The organism is Flavobacterium sp. PL002, from assembly GCF_054165825.1.
In genome coordinates, this window is sequence record NZ_CM135110.1 from 3,138,950 (window position 1) to 3,157,402 (window position 18,453).

17 protein-coding genes are annotated in these 18,453 nt (G+C 31.4%); 7 read left to right on the forward strand and 10 right to left on the reverse strand.

Translation table 11 applies throughout. From position 1 onward, the window contains the following. Positions 1 to 89: 89 nt before the first annotated feature. From ACVEGE_RS13725 to ACVEGE_RS13740, 4 genes are read right to left on the reverse strand one after another with little or no spacing between them, the layout of a single operon-like run. Positions 90 to 1,676: an MDR family MFS transporter gene (locus tag ACVEGE_RS13725; protein WP_173852999.1), complete on the reverse strand. Its 1,587-nt coding sequence runs from the start codon at positions 1,674 to 1,676 to the stop codon at positions 90 to 92. Between the two features lies 1 nt (position 1,677). Beyond that, on the reverse strand, positions 1,678 to 2,757 hold the full coding sequence (locus ACVEGE_RS13730) for an HlyD family secretion protein (RefSeq protein ID WP_173852998.1): 1,080 nt from the start codon (positions 2,755 to 2,757) through the stop codon (positions 1,678 to 1,680). Between the two features lie 11 nt (positions 2,758 to 2,768). Next, positions 2,769 to 4,100 carry a TolC family protein gene (locus tag ACVEGE_RS13735; RefSeq protein ID WP_192500523.1) on the reverse strand — a complete coding sequence of 444 codons (1,332 nt, stop codon included), beginning with the start codon at positions 4,098 to 4,100 and terminating at the stop codon, positions 2,769 to 2,771. Then, positions 4,090 to 4,722 carry a TetR/AcrR family transcriptional regulator gene (locus tag ACVEGE_RS13740; RefSeq protein WP_173853317.1) on the reverse strand — a complete coding sequence of 211 codons (633 nt, stop codon included), beginning with the start codon at positions 4,720 to 4,722 and terminating at the stop codon, positions 4,090 to 4,092. Before ACVEGE_RS13740 ends, ACVEGE_RS13735 begins: the two co-directional genes overlap by 11 nt. Before the next feature lie 416 nt (positions 4,723 to 5,138). On the opposite strand from ACVEGE_RS13740, the gene ACVEGE_RS13745 reads away from it, so the two are divergent. The 7 genes from ACVEGE_RS13745 to ACVEGE_RS13775 all read left to right on the forward strand — a co-directional run bounded on the left by ACVEGE_RS13745 (position 5,139) and on the right by ACVEGE_RS13775 (position 10,253). Beyond that, positions 5,139 to 5,522 carry a DoxX family protein gene (locus tag ACVEGE_RS13745; protein WP_192500522.1) on the forward strand — a complete coding sequence of 128 codons (384 nt, stop codon included), beginning with the start codon at positions 5,139 to 5,141 and terminating at the stop codon, positions 5,520 to 5,522. 9 nt (positions 5,523 to 5,531) lie between these two features. Continuing rightward, complete coding sequence (locus ACVEGE_RS13750; protein WP_192500521.1) at positions 5,532 to 6,116, forward strand: TetR/AcrR family transcriptional regulator; 585 nt, start codon at positions 5,532 to 5,534, stop codon at positions 6,114 to 6,116. A gap of 83 nt (positions 6,117 to 6,199) precedes the next feature. Further along, positions 6,200 to 6,832: a nitroreductase family protein gene (locus tag ACVEGE_RS13755; protein ID WP_173852995.1), complete on the forward strand. Its 633-nt coding sequence runs from the start codon at positions 6,200 to 6,202 to the stop codon at positions 6,830 to 6,832. A gap of 205 nt (positions 6,833 to 7,037) precedes the next feature. Next, positions 7,038 to 8,033 carry an NADP-dependent oxidoreductase gene (locus ACVEGE_RS13760; protein ID WP_173853954.1) on the forward strand — a complete coding sequence of 332 codons (996 nt, stop codon included), beginning with the start codon at positions 7,038 to 7,040 and terminating at the stop codon, positions 8,031 to 8,033. A gap of 310 nt (positions 8,034 to 8,343) precedes the next feature. Further along, positions 8,344 to 8,910, forward strand: coding sequence for a C40 family peptidase (locus tag ACVEGE_RS13765; RefSeq protein ID WP_192500520.1), 567 nt, complete (start codon positions 8,344 to 8,346; stop codon positions 8,908 to 8,910). 121 nt (positions 8,911 to 9,031) lie between these two features. After that, the gene (locus tag ACVEGE_RS13770; protein WP_173853951.1) at positions 9,032 to 9,484 is read left to right on the forward strand and encodes a hypothetical protein; all 453 of its coding nucleotides are present in this window, start codon (positions 9,032 to 9,034) and stop codon (positions 9,482 to 9,484) included. 205 nt (positions 9,485 to 9,689) lie between these two features. After that, positions 9,690 to 10,253: a DUF4494 domain-containing protein gene (locus ACVEGE_RS13775; protein WP_173853950.1), complete on the forward strand. Its 564-nt coding sequence runs from the start codon at positions 9,690 to 9,692 to the stop codon at positions 10,251 to 10,253. Between the two features lie 205 nt (positions 10,254 to 10,458). On the opposite strand, the gene ACVEGE_RS13780 is transcribed toward ACVEGE_RS13775, so the two are convergent. The 6 genes from ACVEGE_RS13780 to ACVEGE_RS13805 form a co-directional block, all read right to left on the reverse strand. Beyond that, positions 10,459 to 11,439, reverse strand: a complete 981-nt coding sequence (locus tag ACVEGE_RS13780; protein ID WP_192500519.1) for a hypothetical protein — start codon at positions 11,437 to 11,439, stop codon at positions 10,459 to 10,461. 756 nt (positions 11,440 to 12,195) lie between these two features. After that, complete coding sequence (locus ACVEGE_RS13785; RefSeq protein WP_173853948.1) at positions 12,196 to 13,098, reverse strand: neutral zinc metallopeptidase; 903 nt, start codon at positions 13,096 to 13,098, stop codon at positions 12,196 to 12,198. Positions 13,099 to 13,546: 448 nt separating this feature from the next. Further along, positions 13,547 to 15,958 (reverse strand): outer membrane beta-barrel family protein, encoded by a 2,412-nt coding sequence (locus ACVEGE_RS13790; RefSeq protein WP_192500518.1) that lies wholly within the window; start codon positions 15,956 to 15,958, stop codon positions 13,547 to 13,549. Positions 15,959 to 15,972: 14 nt separating this feature from the next. Further along, positions 15,973 to 16,401 (reverse strand): PepSY-like domain-containing protein, encoded by a 429-nt coding sequence (locus ACVEGE_RS13795; protein ID WP_192500517.1) that lies wholly within the window; start codon positions 16,399 to 16,401, stop codon positions 15,973 to 15,975. A gap of 104 nt (positions 16,402 to 16,505) precedes the next feature. Then, positions 16,506 to 17,771: a sensor histidine kinase gene (locus tag ACVEGE_RS13800; RefSeq protein ID WP_192500516.1), complete on the reverse strand. Its 1,266-nt coding sequence runs from the start codon at positions 17,769 to 17,771 to the stop codon at positions 16,506 to 16,508. Continuing rightward, entirely contained in the window at positions 17,764 to 18,441 is a 678-nt protein-coding gene (locus ACVEGE_RS13805; protein ID WP_173853944.1) for a response regulator transcription factor, read from the reverse strand. The genes ACVEGE_RS13800 and ACVEGE_RS13805 overlap by 8 nt, the downstream gene beginning before the upstream one ends. Positions 18,442 to 18,453: the final 12 nt, after the last annotated feature.

Consider the following 18,453-nt stretch of genomic DNA (forward strand, 5'->3'; position numbering starts at 1 on the left):
AAAAACTATTATAAATAAAAACTTCGCTAAGAACACTCTATTAAAGAATGTTTTTAGCGAAGTTTTTTTTATGAATTTAAGCTATTTAATTAATGCATGGCATCAGCAGGGTCGATTTTATTTTTTCCTTTTTTGATTAAAAAGATAATAGGAATACAAAATAAGAACATAATTCCTAAATAATAAAAAATGTCCATATATGATAAAACGGCACTTTGTTTCATTACAGTATAATCAATTGCTTGGTAGGCTTTTTTCAAAGCTTCATTAGCAGTGTATCCTTTAGACATGAATCCTTTTTGCAACAAGTTCAAACGTTCTTGAATTTGGTATCTTGTACCGTCAAGGTGAGCAACTAGATCTACACGATGTTTTTGATTAAAACGGGTGATAAATGTGGTGATAATTGCAATACCAAATGAACCTCCTAATTGACGCATCATTCCAGTGAAAGCAGCACCTTCACCAATATTTTGACCAGAAAGTGTTGATAATGCTAAGGTTGAAATAGGTACAAATAATAGTCCCAGTCCAATTCCTCTTAATATTAATGACCAATATAAATGTTCAACACCAGTATCAGGTGTCATGGCATTGTGCATCATCAAAGTAAAGAGAAAAAACACAAAAAAACCACCACCAACCATATACCCTTGTGGTACACCACGCTGAATCAATTTACCTATGATAGGCATCATGAATGCAGTTGTTATAGATCCTGGGATTAATAATAAACCAGCATCTGTTGCGGTCCATCCTAAAATGGATTGTGTATAAATAGGTATAATTAAGGTAGAACCGTAGAGACCAAATCCTAAGATGAAACTCATTAAAGTTCCTATTCTTAAATTACCATCTTTAAGTACGCTCAAATTTACAATAGGGTGCTTATAGGTTAGCTGTCTCCAGATGAATAATATTAATCCAAAAACCGATACCACACTTAGTGCGACAATCAAATTATTATTGAACCAGTCGTCTTGTTGCCCGTGTTCTAGAACAAATTGTAAAGAACCAATGAATGAAGCTAACAATATAATACCGTACCAATCTACTTGATTTGATTTTAGTTTTTCACCATATTTAGGACTTTTTACAAAGCTTAATGTTAAAAGTGTAGCTATAATTCCTAAAGGAATGTTGATATAAAAAATATACGGCCATGAAAAATGATCTACTAAATAACCTCCTAATGGTGGTCCTAATGTAGGCCCAACAATAACACCCATACCGTAAATAGCCTGTGCCATTCCACGTTTTGCCATGGGATAACTTTCTGTGATTATGGTTTGTGCGGTTACAAGTAATGCTCCTCCACCTAGACCTTGTATGAACCTAAATGCTACTAGCTCCCAAATATTTGTTGCATTACCACATAAAAAAGAGGCAACGGTAAATATAATAATAGAAACCGCAAAATAATTACGTCGACCAAACTGTTGTGACAACCAGCTCGTCATAGGAATTACAATAACATTTGCTATAGCGTAGGCAGTAATTACCCAAGCAACATCTGTAAGTGTAGCCCCAAGACTTCCTCTCATATTTGTTAGCGCAACATTAACAATAGTGGTATCAACAATTTCTAGCAATGCACATAGTACAGCAGTAATTGTAATAATAACCCTTCTAAAGCCATATTCTACTAAATCGTCTTGTCCTTGTCCTTGTACCATTTTATTTTATATGTACATCAACATCCACATTCATACCTGGACGCAATAGTTTTATTTTTTCGATATCATTATCAGCATCAATGCTAATTTTTACGGGTAAACGTTGAATTGTTTTTACAAAGTTACCTGTAGCATTATCAGGAGGCAAAATAGAGAAACGTGATCCTGTTGCAGGTGAGAATGAAGTAAGTGTTCCTTTAAAGTCATAATCAGGGTAAGCATCTACTTTTATAGTTACTTTTTGACCTGTAACCATTTTGTTCAATTGTGTTTCTTTAAAATTGGCAACAACCCAAGCTTCAGTATTATTGATGATATAAAAAAGAGATTGCCCTGGTTGAACAAGTTGTCCCGGTTGGATATCAATTTTTGAAACCTGACCATCAATTGCAGCTGTAATTACTGTATATGTCAAATTCAATTGAGCAGTTTCAAGCATTGCTTGTGCTCTTTTAATATTTGCAGCAGCAACATCTGTTTGTTTGTTAGAAACGTTTCCTTTAGCTTTAATTACAGACGTTTGAAAAGAACTTGCTTTTTCTTGTTGTTGTAAAATACGTACTTGACTTTCTGCTTCTTGTTTAGCTGCTAAAGCTTGCTCATACTGTTGTTTAGTAATGGTATGCGTTTTATATAAGTTTTCATAACGAGCAAAATCACTAGTGGCACGACCCAATCTAATTTTTGCAGTTTCGATATTTCCAGCTGCTGATCTAACATTTGCGTCAGATACAGATACAGAGGCTAAAATACTTCCTGCATCAGCTTTTGAAACTTGAAAATTTCCTTCGGCTGCAGCTAATGCCGCTGTTGCTTCGTCAATTTTTAATTGGTAATCCTTCTTGTCAATTGTAAACAAAGTATCTCCTTTTTTTACAAAATCATTGTCTTTGATATATACTTTAGACACATACCCTGATACTCTTGGAATAATTGGGTTCATGTTTTTTTCAACCTGAGCATCATCAGTAGTTTCGTGAGAAAGGGAGTGAATGTATTTGTAAGAACCATAAGCAACACCTAATAAAACTAGTGAAGTAATAATTATGATAAACTTTTTATTTGTTTTTTTCTTTTCCATTTTGGTACTGATTATATTTTTGAAAGATTGAAGGTTTGGTTTAATTGTCCGCTTACAGTAAGCAGTTCGTAATATTTTTGAATAACATTTGCCTTAGACAATGTCTTATTAATTTTTGACTCTAATTGATCAACATCTGCTTCTAATAAATCATTAGTGTCAGATAATCCATTATCATATTTGTCTTTAATAATTCGGTAGTTTTCTGATGCTTGTTCAACAGCTTGGTTGTACACAATGTCTTGCTTTAAAGCTAAGTCATAATCTTCAATTGATTTTTGAACTTGGATTTTGATCTGGTCCGTTAACAAAGCTTCATTATTTTTAACTTCTAATGCTTTGCTCTCTGCAATTTTTACTGTTGTACTGTTTTTAAGGATCCCACTTAAGTCATAAGATACTCCTACACCTATGTTCATCGCATTTTGAACTGTAATGACATTTTTAAGGTCTAAAGCAGTGTAGCCACCTATGATTGCAATAGAAGGATAGTACCCGCTTTTAGCAACTTTAACATAATCTAAACTTGCTTGTTGTTGTAAACGAACCGCTTCTAAATCCTTACGATTCTCAAATGCGCTAGCATCAGTAGTAGGGATGTTGTTCATTTGAAAGTCAGCAAAGTCACTTTCTTTGATTGTTAATTGGGTACTAGGATCCATTTTTAAAAGGTTCACTAATTCAAAATTAATCACGTTCAAATTACTTTTTGCATTATCTAATGACAGTTGCACTTTAGAAGCTTGTAATTGCGATTTAAGTAAATCGTTACGCGGAATAATTCCGTTTTTTTCTAAAGCTAAAAAATCAGTAACACGTTGTTCAGCGCTTTTTTGATTTTCTTTTAATAATTCAACGGTTTTTTCTGCTTTATAAAGTGCAGCATAATAATTCACTACTTGCATCGCAATATCTTCCTTAGTTTGCAATGCGTTAGCACTTTCAGCTTCATATAAATGATGGTAAGCTTTAATGCTATTTTGAATTTTGAAACCAGCAAATACAGGCAAACTAGCATTTACTTGACCTACTAATAATTGATTAATAGACGGACTACCAGCAGTTGTACTGCTTGCACTGTTATTTAATTTAAAATCTACAGATGCATTAGTTAAATATTGGTATTGCCCAGAAATTTTTAAATCTGGATAGCTACTATTTTTAACGGATTGTAACTCCTGTTTTTTAGTTTCTACTTTAGTATTGGCCAGCGAAACTTGGTTGCTTTTCTCCCAAGCTAAGTGAATGGCTTCATCTAATGTTAAACTTGTTTTCTCTTGTGCTTGTACTGAGGAAATTCCAATGAAGAATATTCCAAAAAGCATGAATTGACTAACTTTCATATATAAGAAGTGCTTTGATTGTTTGTTGAATGTGTTTTGTCAGATTGGTTAATATGTAATTGTTGTATAATTCTTCGGTTGTTAGGTTTAATATTTCAACAAAATATTCTTTATTCATATGAAAATGAAAAAAAGTACCTAAAATTGTTGGAGTTACTAATTGAATAGAAACCTCTTTATTAAAAGCGCCTTCTGCTTGTCCTTGCTTGATAATTATCTCTAAAGATTTAAGGTTACTTTTCTTTAAATCATTAAAGGCTTTGATGTTTAAATCACGCTTTTTAGTAGCAACTTCAAAATGTAATATTCTATAAATTCCTTTGTTGGCGTTTATTTGATGAATGTAAATTTCGATCAACTTATTTACCTTTTCAATAGGTTTCCCTTCCTGCGCTAATAAATTATCAATTAACAATTTTAAATTAGTCGTTCTAAAGATCACTAGTGATTCTAAGAGCCGTTCTTTTGATCCAAAATAATACGATACCATGGCAATATTGATCTTAGCTGCCTTAGCTATCGTTCTAATAGAAGTACCATCAAACCCTTTCTCAGCAAATAGCGTTTCGGCTACTTGGAGAATATGAATTTGTTTGTCGGTAAAATCAGTTGTACTAGCCATCATATTTTATTTGCACTGCAAAATTAAACAACTGTTTAATTTAAACGCTTGTTTAAATTTCCTTTAACAAAAAATTAACATAAATAGTATTTGGGTTTTTGATGTTAATTTCCTGTTAGACATGGTTTGATCTAAAAACATCACGTTAAAAGTTTAATCTTTCAATAAATACTTAAGCAGATTGTTAAAAAGGATTATTGTTGTATCAGCCTGTAATGTAGTGCTTAAGTATTTTAATTAAGTAAATGATTTTGTGGTTATTTTTTTGGCTAAGCCAAAGAGATACTTAATCCTAGTATGTTTTACTATCCTTATTATTAAAATGATCTTCAATATTAAATAAATGCTAATTAATTATAAATTTATGAACGTTCATTCTTTTTTAAATATATTTGTATTCTAAAAATAACAAGAAAATGAATAGTAAAGCAGTGGTGTTTTGGAAAGTAATCAAAATAGTGATGGCAATTTTTATGATTTACGGCGGAGTGCAACATTTTACAAATACCGCATTTTATAGTCCGTTTGTACCTGATTTTTTGACTTTTAAAGTTGCAATAATTTATATTTCTGGAATATTCGAAATCGCCATTGGTTTAATGTTATTATTCAAACAATCAGAAGGTCTGGGAGCGCTAGGGTTATTTATTTTAATGCTTGTTTTTTTACCCATACATGTTTGGGATGTTTTTTCAGATACTCCTGCAATAGGAAGTCATCAAGCAGCATTAATTCGTTTACCAATACAATTTATTTTCATTGGAATAAGTTGGAAACTGAAATCAATTTATTATAAATAAGCATTAATTATGGCATTGCTACAAAAAAGCAAAGACAAACGTACTGCACTCTTGAAGGCAACTTTAGGCTTGGTCAATAATGGCGGAATCCAAAGTGCATCAATGGCAAAAGTGGCTAAAATAGCTAATGTTTCGCCTGCAACAATTTATCTCTATTTTGAAAGCAAGCAAGATTTAGTGAACCAATTGTATTTAGATGTAAAAACTACTTTTGCTAAAGCAGCTTTTAAAGAATACAAACCAGAAAATCCAGTTAAGGAAAGCTTCGAAAAGATATGGTTAGCCATGGCTGATTATAAACTGAACTATAAAGAAGACGCTTCCTTTTTATCACAATGCGATAACACGCCCATGATTGATGAAGTAACAAGGCAAGAAGGCTTGAAAGAGATGGTACCGCTTTTTGATTTGTGGGAACAAGGAAAAAAGAACGGAATCATAAAGGATATTTCTCCGTATTTGCTGTATGCCTACACGGTTTATCCCATGTCTTTTTTAATGAATATGGAAAGTAGAGGGGTTTGCCCTTTGGATAGAGAAATTATAAATGAAGCGCTACAAGCCGCTTGGGACAGTATCCGATTAAATGCTTGATTTATAAAACAACAAACAGAGCAGCGATTTTAGAATTAGAATAGAGATTAGAATAACAAATCAAAACATAAATAAAAAGAACAATGGAATTATTAGACAAATTAAGATGGCGTTATGCTGCAAAAGCAATGAACGGACAAAAAGTGGCACAAGAGAAAGTAGATAACATTCTTGAAGCCGCAATTTTAGCTCCTACATCTAGCGGATTGCAACCTTTTGAAATTATGGTAGTAACCAATCAAGAGATTAAAGAAAAAATTAGAGCTATTGGATGGAATCAATCAGTGATTACTGACTGTTCACATCTATTAGTATTTGCTGCTTGGGATACTTACACTGCAGAACGCATCAATACCATGTTTGATCTTACAAATGAACAACGTGGTGGAACAAATGAAGGATGGGAAAATTACCGTCAAATGTTATTGAGTACCTATCCACAAAGAGATCCGCAAGTTAATTTTGAACATGCAGCAAGACAAGCATATATTGCTTTTTCTCAAGCAATAGCAGCTGCAGCTTTTGAAGCAGTTGATAGCACACCAATGGAAGGTTTTGATCCTGATGAATTAGACAAAATTTTAAACCTTAGAGAAAAAGGTCTTAGAAGTTGTGTTATTCTACCAATAGGTTACAGAGACGCTGAAAATGACTGGTTAGTGAACCTAGTTAAAGTAAGAAAAAGTAAAGAGGACATGATTACTCTTATTGATTAATAAAAAACTCTTTTTGACTGTCTGGGGTTCTTATTGTGGTTGTTTCTTAATTGAAAAGATTAATTTGATAGTCAATAAAGCATAGCATAAAGGTTAAAAGTAACAGTCTTACTAATTCTTTTCTTGAATTTATTTTAGATTAAGAAAAAGGATAGGCTGATAATTATTTGGAACAAATAAGTAATGAATATAAAAAACTAAAAAGATGAGTCGTACTATTTTATTAAACAAAAGACCAGTAGGGAGACCAGAATTATCAGATTTTAAATTTGTAACTGAAGAAAAACCTACTATAACAACAGGCGAAGTTTTATTAAGAACAAGTTATGTTTCTGTAGATCCTTATTTAAGAGGGCGCATGAGTGATGCAAAATCCTATGCAGCTCCTTTTGAATTGAATAAACCCATGAGTTCTGGTATAATTGCAGAAGTAATGGAGTCCAATAATTCTAATTTTAAAGTTGGTGATTACGTTTCAGGAATGTTAGAGTGGAAAGAGTTTCAAAAAAGCACTGGTGAAGGCCTAAAAGTTGTTGATACTACAGCTGTAGGCCAATCAGTTTATTTAGGAGCACTTGGTATGACTGGAATGACTGCGTATTTAGGTTTGACAGAAATAGGGAAACCTAAAAAAGGAGAAACAATTATTATTTCGGGAGCAGCTGGAGCTGTAGGAAGTATCGTTGGACAAATAGGTAAAATATTAGGCTGTAGAGTAGTAGGGATTGCTGGTACTGATGAGAAAGTAAACATGTTAAAAACCGAATTTGGTTTTGACGATGCAATCAATTACAATACTACAGATAATATGGCCGAGGCGATTGCTATTGCTTGTCCTGATGGTGTAGATATTTATTTTGACAATGTAGGAGGCGCAATCTCAGATGCTGTTCTTTTTAATATCAACAAGTTTTCTCGAATGATTATATGTGGCGCAATAGCAGTTTATAATAATACAGAACCGGCAAAAGGAGTTAGCGTTCAGCCTTTTTTAGTTAAAAATAGTGCTTTAATGCAAGGTTTCATTTTAGGTAATTATGCAGCAAAATTTCCTGAAGCTACACAGCAATTAGCGACTTGGTTTAAAGAAGGAAAAATTAAAGCTACTGAAACTGTAGTTGAAGGATTTGATTCTATTCCGCAAGCTTTTATAGGGCTATTTGACGGTAAAAATAAAGGAAAAATGGTTGTAAAAATCTAATTCTTATTAAGTAAATATTAGTTCAATAAATTAGCTCTTCATTATTATGAAGGGCTTTTTTTATAGTCTAAAATAAAACTTTTGATTGTATTCATTTTCTATAAATCGCTTCATATTAGATTGAAGCCTGGGATTTTTTTAAAAAAAAAATCATTAAAAAAGAAAGCTGGAGTAAACTGAATTTATTACAATTGCTTCTAATCAGCTTAATTTACTTAAATTTGTAAAATAGGGTTTATGTGATCCTACATTTAGAATTAAAAAATTATATAGAATTATGCTTTTATAATCAGTTAACCCATTTATCATTATGACATATAAAAATAGCAATCGTTTAAAATTAGGAACGAGTATCATTTTACTAATGACTGTTTTGAGTAGTTTTACTAACCCTTTACCAGTAATAGAAAAGAAAGATGCGCCACAATCTTTAGCGAAAGCAAAACTGGATGTAAAGGAGAAATTAATAATACCAACAAATAATGAAGAACAATTAAGAGATAGTATTGTTGCGTTTGGCAATGGGTTACTAGGAACTCCCTACGTTACTGCTGGCACTAGCAGTAAAGGTTTTGACTGCTCTGGATTTGTATATTATGTTTTTAAAGAGTTTGAAATTAAAGTTCCTAGAAGTTCATCATTGTTTAAGAATTTTGGAGAGGAAATCCCTATTGCCGATGTAAAAAAAGGAGATATTCTATTGTTTTTAAGTCCTACTAGAAATGCGATAGGTCATATAGGTATTGTGTCAGAGCCTAACGGTATGCAAAGTAATTTTATACACGCTTCATCAAGTAAGAAAATGCAAGTAATGATTTCGAGCCTAACCCAAAAGGGCTATACTCGTAGGTTCGTTAAAGCTGTTCGCGTTTTATAAATTATACGATTTTGAAAAACTTATTTTTAGAATAAATTACAGCTAATTTGTGTTTATTGGGTACACATTTTGTAGAATAAATAGTATATCTTACCACTTATTAAATTGATGCTAAATTACTATGAAAAATAAAATAGATAAAAACTGGATTTTAAAAGCATGCTTAGAAAATCAGAATGAATTGATTGAGAATTTTAAAAAACGTGAAGCCGAAATAAATGACGCTGCTTTTGGTAATAATGAATCTGCTAGTCAGAGTGAAGACCGTAGAGCTGGGAAATATGAACTGCTAAAAGCGCTGGGTGATGAATTGGCTTTTGCACAACAAGAACTTGCTTATCTCAACTCGTTAGATGTATCTAATGAATGTACTATTGTTGAGCCAGGAGCAACTGTGGTTACGGAACAATTTGTTTTCTTTATTGGGATATCAAGTGAAAAAATTGAAGTTGATGGAGTAACCGTTATCGGAATTTCTACTAGAGCGCCTATATATGCTAATATGAGAGGGCTAGAAAAAGGTAATACTTTTCAATTCAATGAAACCACTTATGTGATTGAAGATATCTATTAAAAACTTAGGAAATACACAGGCAATATTTTAAATAACATTAACTGTTTCTTTTGCCATATTTATTCACTTAGCTGGGAATGCTGAAATATAATGGATTAGAGTAGTGATAGCGGCGTTATTTTAAAATTGTGAATATCTATTTTGCTAATTGTGTATTTTTTTTTCTTTAAAATCTATCTTTGACATCCTTAAAAAAATAAATATTATGAGCACAACTTGGTACGAATGCAAGGTAAAATATAGAAAAACGGATGATACTGGAGTACAAAAGGTTACAACTGAACCTTATCTAGTAGACGCTTTATCCTACACAGAAGCTGAAAGTAGAATAAATGAAGAGATGTCAGCTTATATTAGTGAAGAATTTAAAATCACGAATATTAAAGTAGCGAATTATGCTGAAATTCATCCTTTTGAAAACAGCGATCGTTGGTTTAAGTCTAAAGTTTCTTTACTAGCTTATGACGAAGAAAGTGGTAAAGAACGCAAAACAAATATGTATATTCTTTTACAAGCTAATGATGTCAAAGAAGCTTTTGATAATACAACAGCAGTAATGAAAGGTACAATGGGAGATTATAGTATTCCTGCCATTGCAGAATCACCTATCATGGATGTATTTCCATATTTCTCTGGAGAAGAACAAGATTTAGAAAAAATTGAACGTTTTAATATTTTGAAAGCTTCAAAACCTGAAGTAGTTGCTGATGTAGAAGATCACATGGAATTTGTAACTGAAGAAGAGGTTGAAGAAGAAGTAGTTTCTTAAAGATAAAATAACTTGAATGAAAAACGCCAATTAAATAATCTATTTAATTGGCGTTTTATTTTACACATATTTAGGTAGTGTAAGTGTTAAAATTATTTCCTTAACATCATTTTCTAGAAATTCTGTTTATGAATCATCATTAAAACATTCTTTTAGTAACTAGTTCTAAATTTTGAGATTGTCTTGTAGCTTATTGGTTAATCTATTATAATTTATTAAAGCTATTTTGAATTAACTGCTCTTTTGAATCTTTATCAGTATATTTATAAATTAAGTTAATTGTATTATCATTCACAACTTTAATAGTTAATTGAGTAACTTCATTAATCAAGATTGTTTGTGCATCTGTAATTGTATAATGAAGTTTGCTGGCTTTAATAAATTGACATTCAGCTTCAGTATTAAAAGTAACGGTGTTGAAACCTTTTGTTACCGTTGCACTAAATTTGGCAGGCATTGGATAACTTATATTGATATTATTACTTGTTAAATCGGCTCTATTAAAAGACTTATCATGTTGTGTGAATACAAGTAAATCAGAGGTTTTAAATTCAATTGTGTTTTTTTGCGCGCAGTCATTTTCAATCCCACTAATTTTCCAAACACCTTCTAACTTAGCTATCAATTCTGAACCATCGAAGCTATTATCTGGAGTGCTAGTATTATCTTCTTTTTCATCAACAATAATAATATCATCTGGTTGACTATTATTGTCTGCTTCAAACTCATCGTTATCAGTTCTGATAAATATATCTACTTGCGTTTTATTGTCACTATTTGTTGATGTTATTTGTAAAGTTTCACCAACCAATTCTATTTTAGATACTGAATTAAAAAAAACAATACGATTTAAACCTTCTACCATATAAGTTCCAGATAGAGTTGATGTTGAAGTAGAAGCGTTTGATGCTTTCTTATAAGTCACTTTATAGGTATTGTCTACACTAAAGTTAGCAGATGACTCTTTTAGTTGTGCAAAATCTTCTGTTCCCATTAATTCTCCGTCAACCTTACTGCTTATAAGTTTCCAATCTCCAATTAGTTTTTCTTTTGTCGCGATTTGTTCTGCTGTTTCTAGCTTTGTTTCTGAGTCTGAAGCAGTATCGTTTTCACAAGAAACAGATAACGCAAGTGATAAACAAAGTATCAAAATTATACAACTTCTACTTTTTAATAAACATTTCATTTTTTTACCTTTTAAATTTTAAATTTTTCTGTTTTATTATTAGGCAAAATTATCATAAAATAATAGCCTAAACAGTTTTAAGAACGTAGAATAACTTTCTGAATTGCTTAAAAGCTTATTTTAATTTTACACATTAATAAACAATTAGCATGCATTGCTACATAACTAACTGTTTTACTGTATTTCCCCCTTAATTAGTCTGACAAAATTATAGCGCTATAATTTCTTTACAAATAGCATTGAAACCCTATTTAAGGTTCAATTTTTTTATCTAATTTTTTTAATAGAAACATAAGGGTTTAGTAATTCTAAATTTTTTGTACCAACATAAATGATGGGTTCATAATAAAGAGGAAGGAAGTGGTAAAGTTTTTTCTCACTACTGTTATATGTAATTATGGATTTATCAAAAGAAATTATATGTGCTTTTAACGAAAGTTTTTAAAAAGAGTGACGTAAAAGAGCACATGGAATTTGTAACTGAAAATGAGGATGAAGAAGAAGTTGTTTTTTTGTGAAAAAATTTAATTCCGAGTCTCTACCAAAACCAGTAAATTATAGTCGACCTGATTTATGTCACTTCGAGTGGAGTTGACATACAATAGCGGTTCTTGCCTTCGCTTGAACTGATAATTAAATTTTTTAATACATAGTATTTATAGTAAATAAAAAGAGAGAACTGTTAGGTTCTCTCTTTTGTATTATAACTTTAATTAAAATAACTATAAATAGTACATTATAAAGTATTAAATGAAATTAGTCTTTAAGTTGAGTAAACTCATCACCAGAAATTTCACCAGATTTAATTTTTTGTAATTCAGCCATTTTTGACTTAATAAAAGCATCAATTTTTGGATTGATTCTTTCAGGAGTTGTTGTACGGTAAGTACCTGATAATACATTGTTATAGTAATAGAAGAAGTTGTAATCAAAATCACTAGCTGATAAATCATAGTTTCCTAAATACCATCCTAAACGTGCTGCTGAACGTCTTTGTGACGGAGTACCGTGGTGACCAGCACTAGTTGTGTTATTGTCTCCAATTGCGTAAGCAAATTCAAATCCAGGTCCAGCTTGTTCCCATGTAGCGTTATATCCTGAAGGTTTTCTCATGTAGTATCCTGCAAAACCATCTGCTTCTAATTCATTAGGTCTTGCTGTGTTTTCTGGCTTAGATGGCAAATTGTAGGTATATTGCAATTGGTGACCAAATTCATGAGCAAGAATCATAGCAGGTACAATTTGTCCCTTAGCTAAAGCAGCAACGTAAATTGCTTCTCCAAAATAAATTTTCTTTGGATTAGAATACGAAATTGCATTGTAAGTAGAATTAGGACTAGTGTTGTCATGAACCATTTTAAGGGTTACAGCACTCTGTCCAAAAACATTTGCAATTTTAGTGTTTTGAGCATAAATAAAGTTTGTTTGTGTAGTATTGATCATCGTGTTGTTCAAGTAGGCTGTTGAACTCCAGTTACCATCTACGTAACTACATTGTGCGTTAAAATCACTTAAGTGTAAATCAGCAGCTTCTAAAGCTGATGCTGTTTCAGGAATTGTTGTTTCCTCATTGTCGTTACTTGAACAAGCGGCTAATAGCGATAATGAAGCTACTGTGCAGAAAATAGTGTTGATTCTGCTGAATTTAAATTTTTTCATTTTTAATAATTTGGGTTAATTAATAATTTAAACGCAATAATAATTACCATATTGTTATCAAAAAGTTATCAAAGTAATAAATAATGTCAATTATTAACTTTAATATTAGCGATTTCTAGTTTTTGAATTTACTTAATTGTAGGCCAAATGCGGGTTTCCACATTTTTTATTTATAGTAAAAGGCCTCAAAAAATAAAGTTAAAAAGAGTGTTTTTTTTTATTTTTAATCAAAAAAAATCTTGTTTTTAATAAATTTAAAAAAGCTTTTTCTTGTTAAAATTTATAAATAAATCTGGTTAACCAAAATAGGGGCTATTTATTGAAAAATGGAGTTTGAAAAGAGTTCGTTTTTTTTATCGAAAAGCATTTTTTTATAGAAAAAAAAGTAGCATAAAACACGAAAATTTTACGCTACTAATAGATTGTGGAGTAAAGAATATTTTTTAAATCAAAATTTATAACTGTATCCTAGTCTAATGACTTGTGTTTCATAGAAATCATTGCTGATGTAATTAAAACCTTGTCCGTTGATTTCTTTTTTTATAATCATGGTATTCAATAAATCAGTTGCGTTTAAGAATAATTCTCCTTTTCCTTTTTGAATGGTTTTTTTAAGTCCCAGATCTAATGAAAAACGTGCTTTTATTTTTCCTTGAGCAATGATATCAGGTGCTAAATAAATTGCGGTTAATTGTGCATCAAGATTATTAGCAAAACGGAAGCTGTTGTTCACTTTAAGATTTCCTGAAATTATTTCTTGTTGCTCTGCCGAAAAGGTATGTGCTGTGGGGTATTTATTTTCAACAGTAAAAGCATCTATTTGATTGCGATATGCATTTAGATTAATATTTAAAGAATATAATTTTGAAAATTCTTGTGATAAAATTGTTTCTAAGCCTGTATTGTAGCTTTTATCGACATTTTGGAAAGTAGCATAAATCAGTTTGCTAGGAGCTACAGTGCTTGAAATTCTAGTAATAGTACCTGCTGCAAAGTGATGGTAAACGGCATTGTACAAACTTCCTTTTTCCCAAGTAGTTTTGTATCCCAATTCAACCGAATTTGTAAATTGTGGTCGCAAGGCTGGATTTCCAACTTTAATAATTTCAGCGTCATCATACTTGGGGAAAATCCTAATATCAACTTCATTAGGCCTATCTACGCGTCTATTGTAAAAAACGGATATTTTGTCATTATCATTAATTTTATAAGCCAATCTTAAATTGGGGAAGGGTTGCGTATAGTTATATCCGTCACTTTTATAAACTACATGATCTGGGTTTACATCGTACTGGATTTTGACATATTCAATTCGCAAACCTAATTCGGCTTCCCATTTTTTATTTTCAAAAACATAGTTTCCATATACCGCCGGAATCAATTCCTTGTAAGTTGCCCATCCACCCGCATTACTATCAAGTACAGAATTTTCACCGGGAATAAATTGCATATTTGTAGGGATGTTTCTATTTCTAAGTTTTATTCCAGTTTCTAATTTCCCATATTTAAAAGGAGCAATGTAATCTAAGTTAAAATCATAGACTTGCTCATCAGAGATTAATTTAAAAGCATCCGTACCTGTAGTAGAGGGAAGGTAGTTGTCATAAAAGTACTTTTCATCTTCTCTATGAAAAGTGTAATTAAAGCCAGCATTTATAAGGCGTCCAGGTTCTTTAAATTTATGTTGGTAACTAGCCGTTGCCATTACAGTTGTTTTTAATTCATCTTCTAAAAACTGCCATAATCTAAGACGTTGTGAATAATCACTATTAAAAAAAGGCTGGTCACCACGATCAATAATTTTTTCGCTGCCAAACATTCCTGAAACAGTAAGCGAATTTTGATCGTTAATAGCATAATCAATCCCTGATTTTAATGTGGTAAAATGGGTGTTTCTGTTGCGTTTTAATTGCGAATTGATAATGTCACCATTTGCATAGTTACGCGTTACAAATTCGTTTTTATTAAGTGTTTCAGTATATAAATAATCCCCTTGAAAGAACACATTTACTTTGTCTTTGCGATAATTAAGAGATATGCTAGGATTTATTTTTGGCGTAAAAGTATATTGTGGTGTTATCGTTGGCAGGTTTTCTTTTCGAACCCATAAAGAACCCAAACCAGTTGTTAAGCCAATTTTTCCATTAAATCCATTTTTTTTATTTTTCTTATAAATGATGTTGATAATTCCAGCATTTCCATTGGCATCATATTTAGCCGACGGATTGTTGATGATTTCAATTCTTTCGATTGCTGATGCTGGAATATTATCTAATCCTGTTGCATTACCAAAACCAGTCAATGCCGTTTGCTTACCATCAATAAGTACAGTTACTTTGTCGTTACCGCGCAACTGCACTTTACCATCTTGAGTAGTTACACTAGGTAAGTTTTGTATCGCCTGTAAAATAGAACCGCCGCTTTGACTAATATTGTCTTTTATAGAAAATGTTTTTTTGTCCATTTTCTCACTGATTTCATTTGTTTTAGTAGTAATGACAACTTCATTAAGTGTGGTTGATGCTGTTGCTATTTCGATAGTTTTTAAATCTAGATAGTCAGCTAGGTTACCAACAAATACGATTTCTTTTTTTGTAGTATAGCCAATATAAGAAACTTCAATAAAGTAATTTCCTGATTTAATTTTAGATAATGAAAACCGCCCTTCTTCATCAGTTACTGTTCCGCTTACAAAGGCATTGTCTTTTTCGGTTTTCAATACTACATTCACATAAGGTAATACGGTGTGGTCAGCTTTGTCTTTAACAATACCTGATAGAGTTACACTTTTGCTTTGAGCAAAAGAATATGACGTTATAATAGTGATAAAAAGTAGCGTATAAAAAATTTTGATTTTCATTCTCTGTGGCATTTTTAGTTTTTAATTTCTTTGATAAACTTTCCATTACTATCAAAAAGTAAATCCATTTTTTTCATTTCTACCTCATAAACAATAACGCCATCATTATGCGTGATTTTTGCTGCTTCATCTACTTTTAATGTTTTATAATTTGTTTTTACATACTCTAAAACTCCTTGTGGTAATTGAGTTGTTTTAATTTCGACTTCTGATTCAATAATGTTTCCTTGTTGATCAAATAAAACTGAATTATCGATTTCGTTTAGTTCGTAACTGGCTTCAAAGTTGCCGTCTTCTTTATCCCATTTTAGTATTTTAATTTGTGGGTAATTTTTTTGAAATGCTGTTTTTACAGCAGCAGGCACTTCTTTTGTTTGAATTTTTTGAGCCAATGCTATTGTTGTAACTAATAGTGCTACGGCAATTAAGGAGGTCTTTTTCATGGTGTATCTTTTTAAGTTATTTAAAATTATACTACAAAGTTGCAAGGAGATTTTGAATTAATTTAGAATCAGTAATAAAACCAATAGTTCAGTGTAGTTTAATTTTAAAATGTCACCAAAAAAGAATGATGAGTATCTTGAAAGATATAAGAAACAGACCAATTATTGCGGTCGGCAATTTTCTTGATAATGGCTAAACCTAAACCATTCCCATGATCAGATGGATTTGATTTTGAGAAACGATTGAATAATTTATCCGTTACTAAGGATTGCGCTTGTCCTGTATTCGAGAATAATAATGAATTTTTGCTCAGCGTTACATTAATTTCTCCGTTGCTTGTATTGTGTTTTATGGCATTAAGAAACAAGTTGCTAATAAGTATCTCAGCCAAAACAGGATTAGATTTGGCTACAACTTTTTCGGATAGTTCTAGTGTAATTTTTATGTTTTTGGCTGTTGCTTGTTCCGTGAAAAAGGTAATGTTTTTATGAATGATTTCGTGTAAATAAATAACCTCCTTGGTATTATAATTGTCATTTTCAATTTTAGAAAGCAAAAGGAGATTTTTATTTAGGCGGGTTAAACGACTAACATTTTCGTTTAAGGAACCGAGCATTTGATATTGCTCAGTACTAAAAACAGCACTCTGAATAAAGCTGTCTATTTTTGCCTGAAAAATGGCTAAAGGGGTTTGGAGTTCGTGAGCTGCATTTTCTATGAATTCCCTTTGGCTGCGGTAAATAGAAGTGTTTCTAACGATTAATTTTTCGATACTATTATTCAAACGATTAAATTCTTCAATATCAGTTGGTACAAAAACAGGAGTTGTTGCTTTGTCAATTTCGAACTTTTCGATTTGCGCTAATGTGTCATTAAACGGTTTCCAAAGTCGTTTTGATAATCGTTTTGTAATTGCAAATAAGCCAATCAAGAGTGACGTAATAATTGCTAAAAATAAGAATGCGATGTTCTGGACTAAATCTTCAGTTTCTACTAGGTTAATTCTGGTAGAGTAGGTGTATGGTTTTCCTGAGATTATAATGGGCGCATTTAATTCGCGATAAGGTTCCATCTCTGAATCTAAAATATCATGGTATGATTGATAAAAAAGACTGTCTGTTTTAGTGTTGTTGTACGCTTCAATTTTATTATTTCGATTGAATTTATTCCAGTTTGGTATATCAGTTATTTTTAAAGTAGGTAATGAATATTTTATAAACTCATTTTTATGCAGCAAGAGTGTTTCATCGGTTTCATCAATGTATAATTTTTGGGTACTATAATAAAATAAAGGTGCCGAAACGACCAACAATATTACTGAGAAAAGTAGGTAAGCTCTAGAAGTTTTGTAAAGTAAGTTTTTATTCATTTTGCCATTTATATCCTAATCCATAAACTGTTTTAATATAATCATCACAACCTGCGTCTTTCAACTTATTTTTTAAATTTTTGATGTGTGCATAAACAAAATCATGATTATCTAACATGTCTGCCATATCTCCTGAAAGGTGTTCAGCAATAGCGCTTTTAGATAATACTTTGTTTAAATTCCCTATAAGATATAAAAGCAAGTCGATTTCTTTTTTAGTAATCTCAACTTTAAGACTATTGACTTTTACCGTTTTAGAAAGTGTGTCAATTTCAATTTCGTTACAAGTTACAAGATTGTTTCCTTGAAAGTTTTTTCGTCTAATTAGGGCTTGAATTCGCACTAATAATTCCGATAAATGAAAAGGTTTTGTGAGGTAATCGTCAGCTCCTAATGTAAAGCCTTCAATTCTTGTTTCTAAAGTTTCCTTAGCCGAAATTATGATTACACCTTCTGTTTTACCTTGTTTTTTCAATTCGGTTAACACATCAAATCCATTACCATCAGGTAAACTAAGGTCAAGTAAAATACAGTCGTAATCGTAATTTGAAATTTTATTTATTGCTGTTTTTGTATTGCCTGCCCATTCACAAACAAAATCGTTACCAGTCAAATAATTTTGAATGCTATTGGCTAGATCTTTTTCGTCTTCAATGAGTAGTAATTTCATAAATACAAAGAT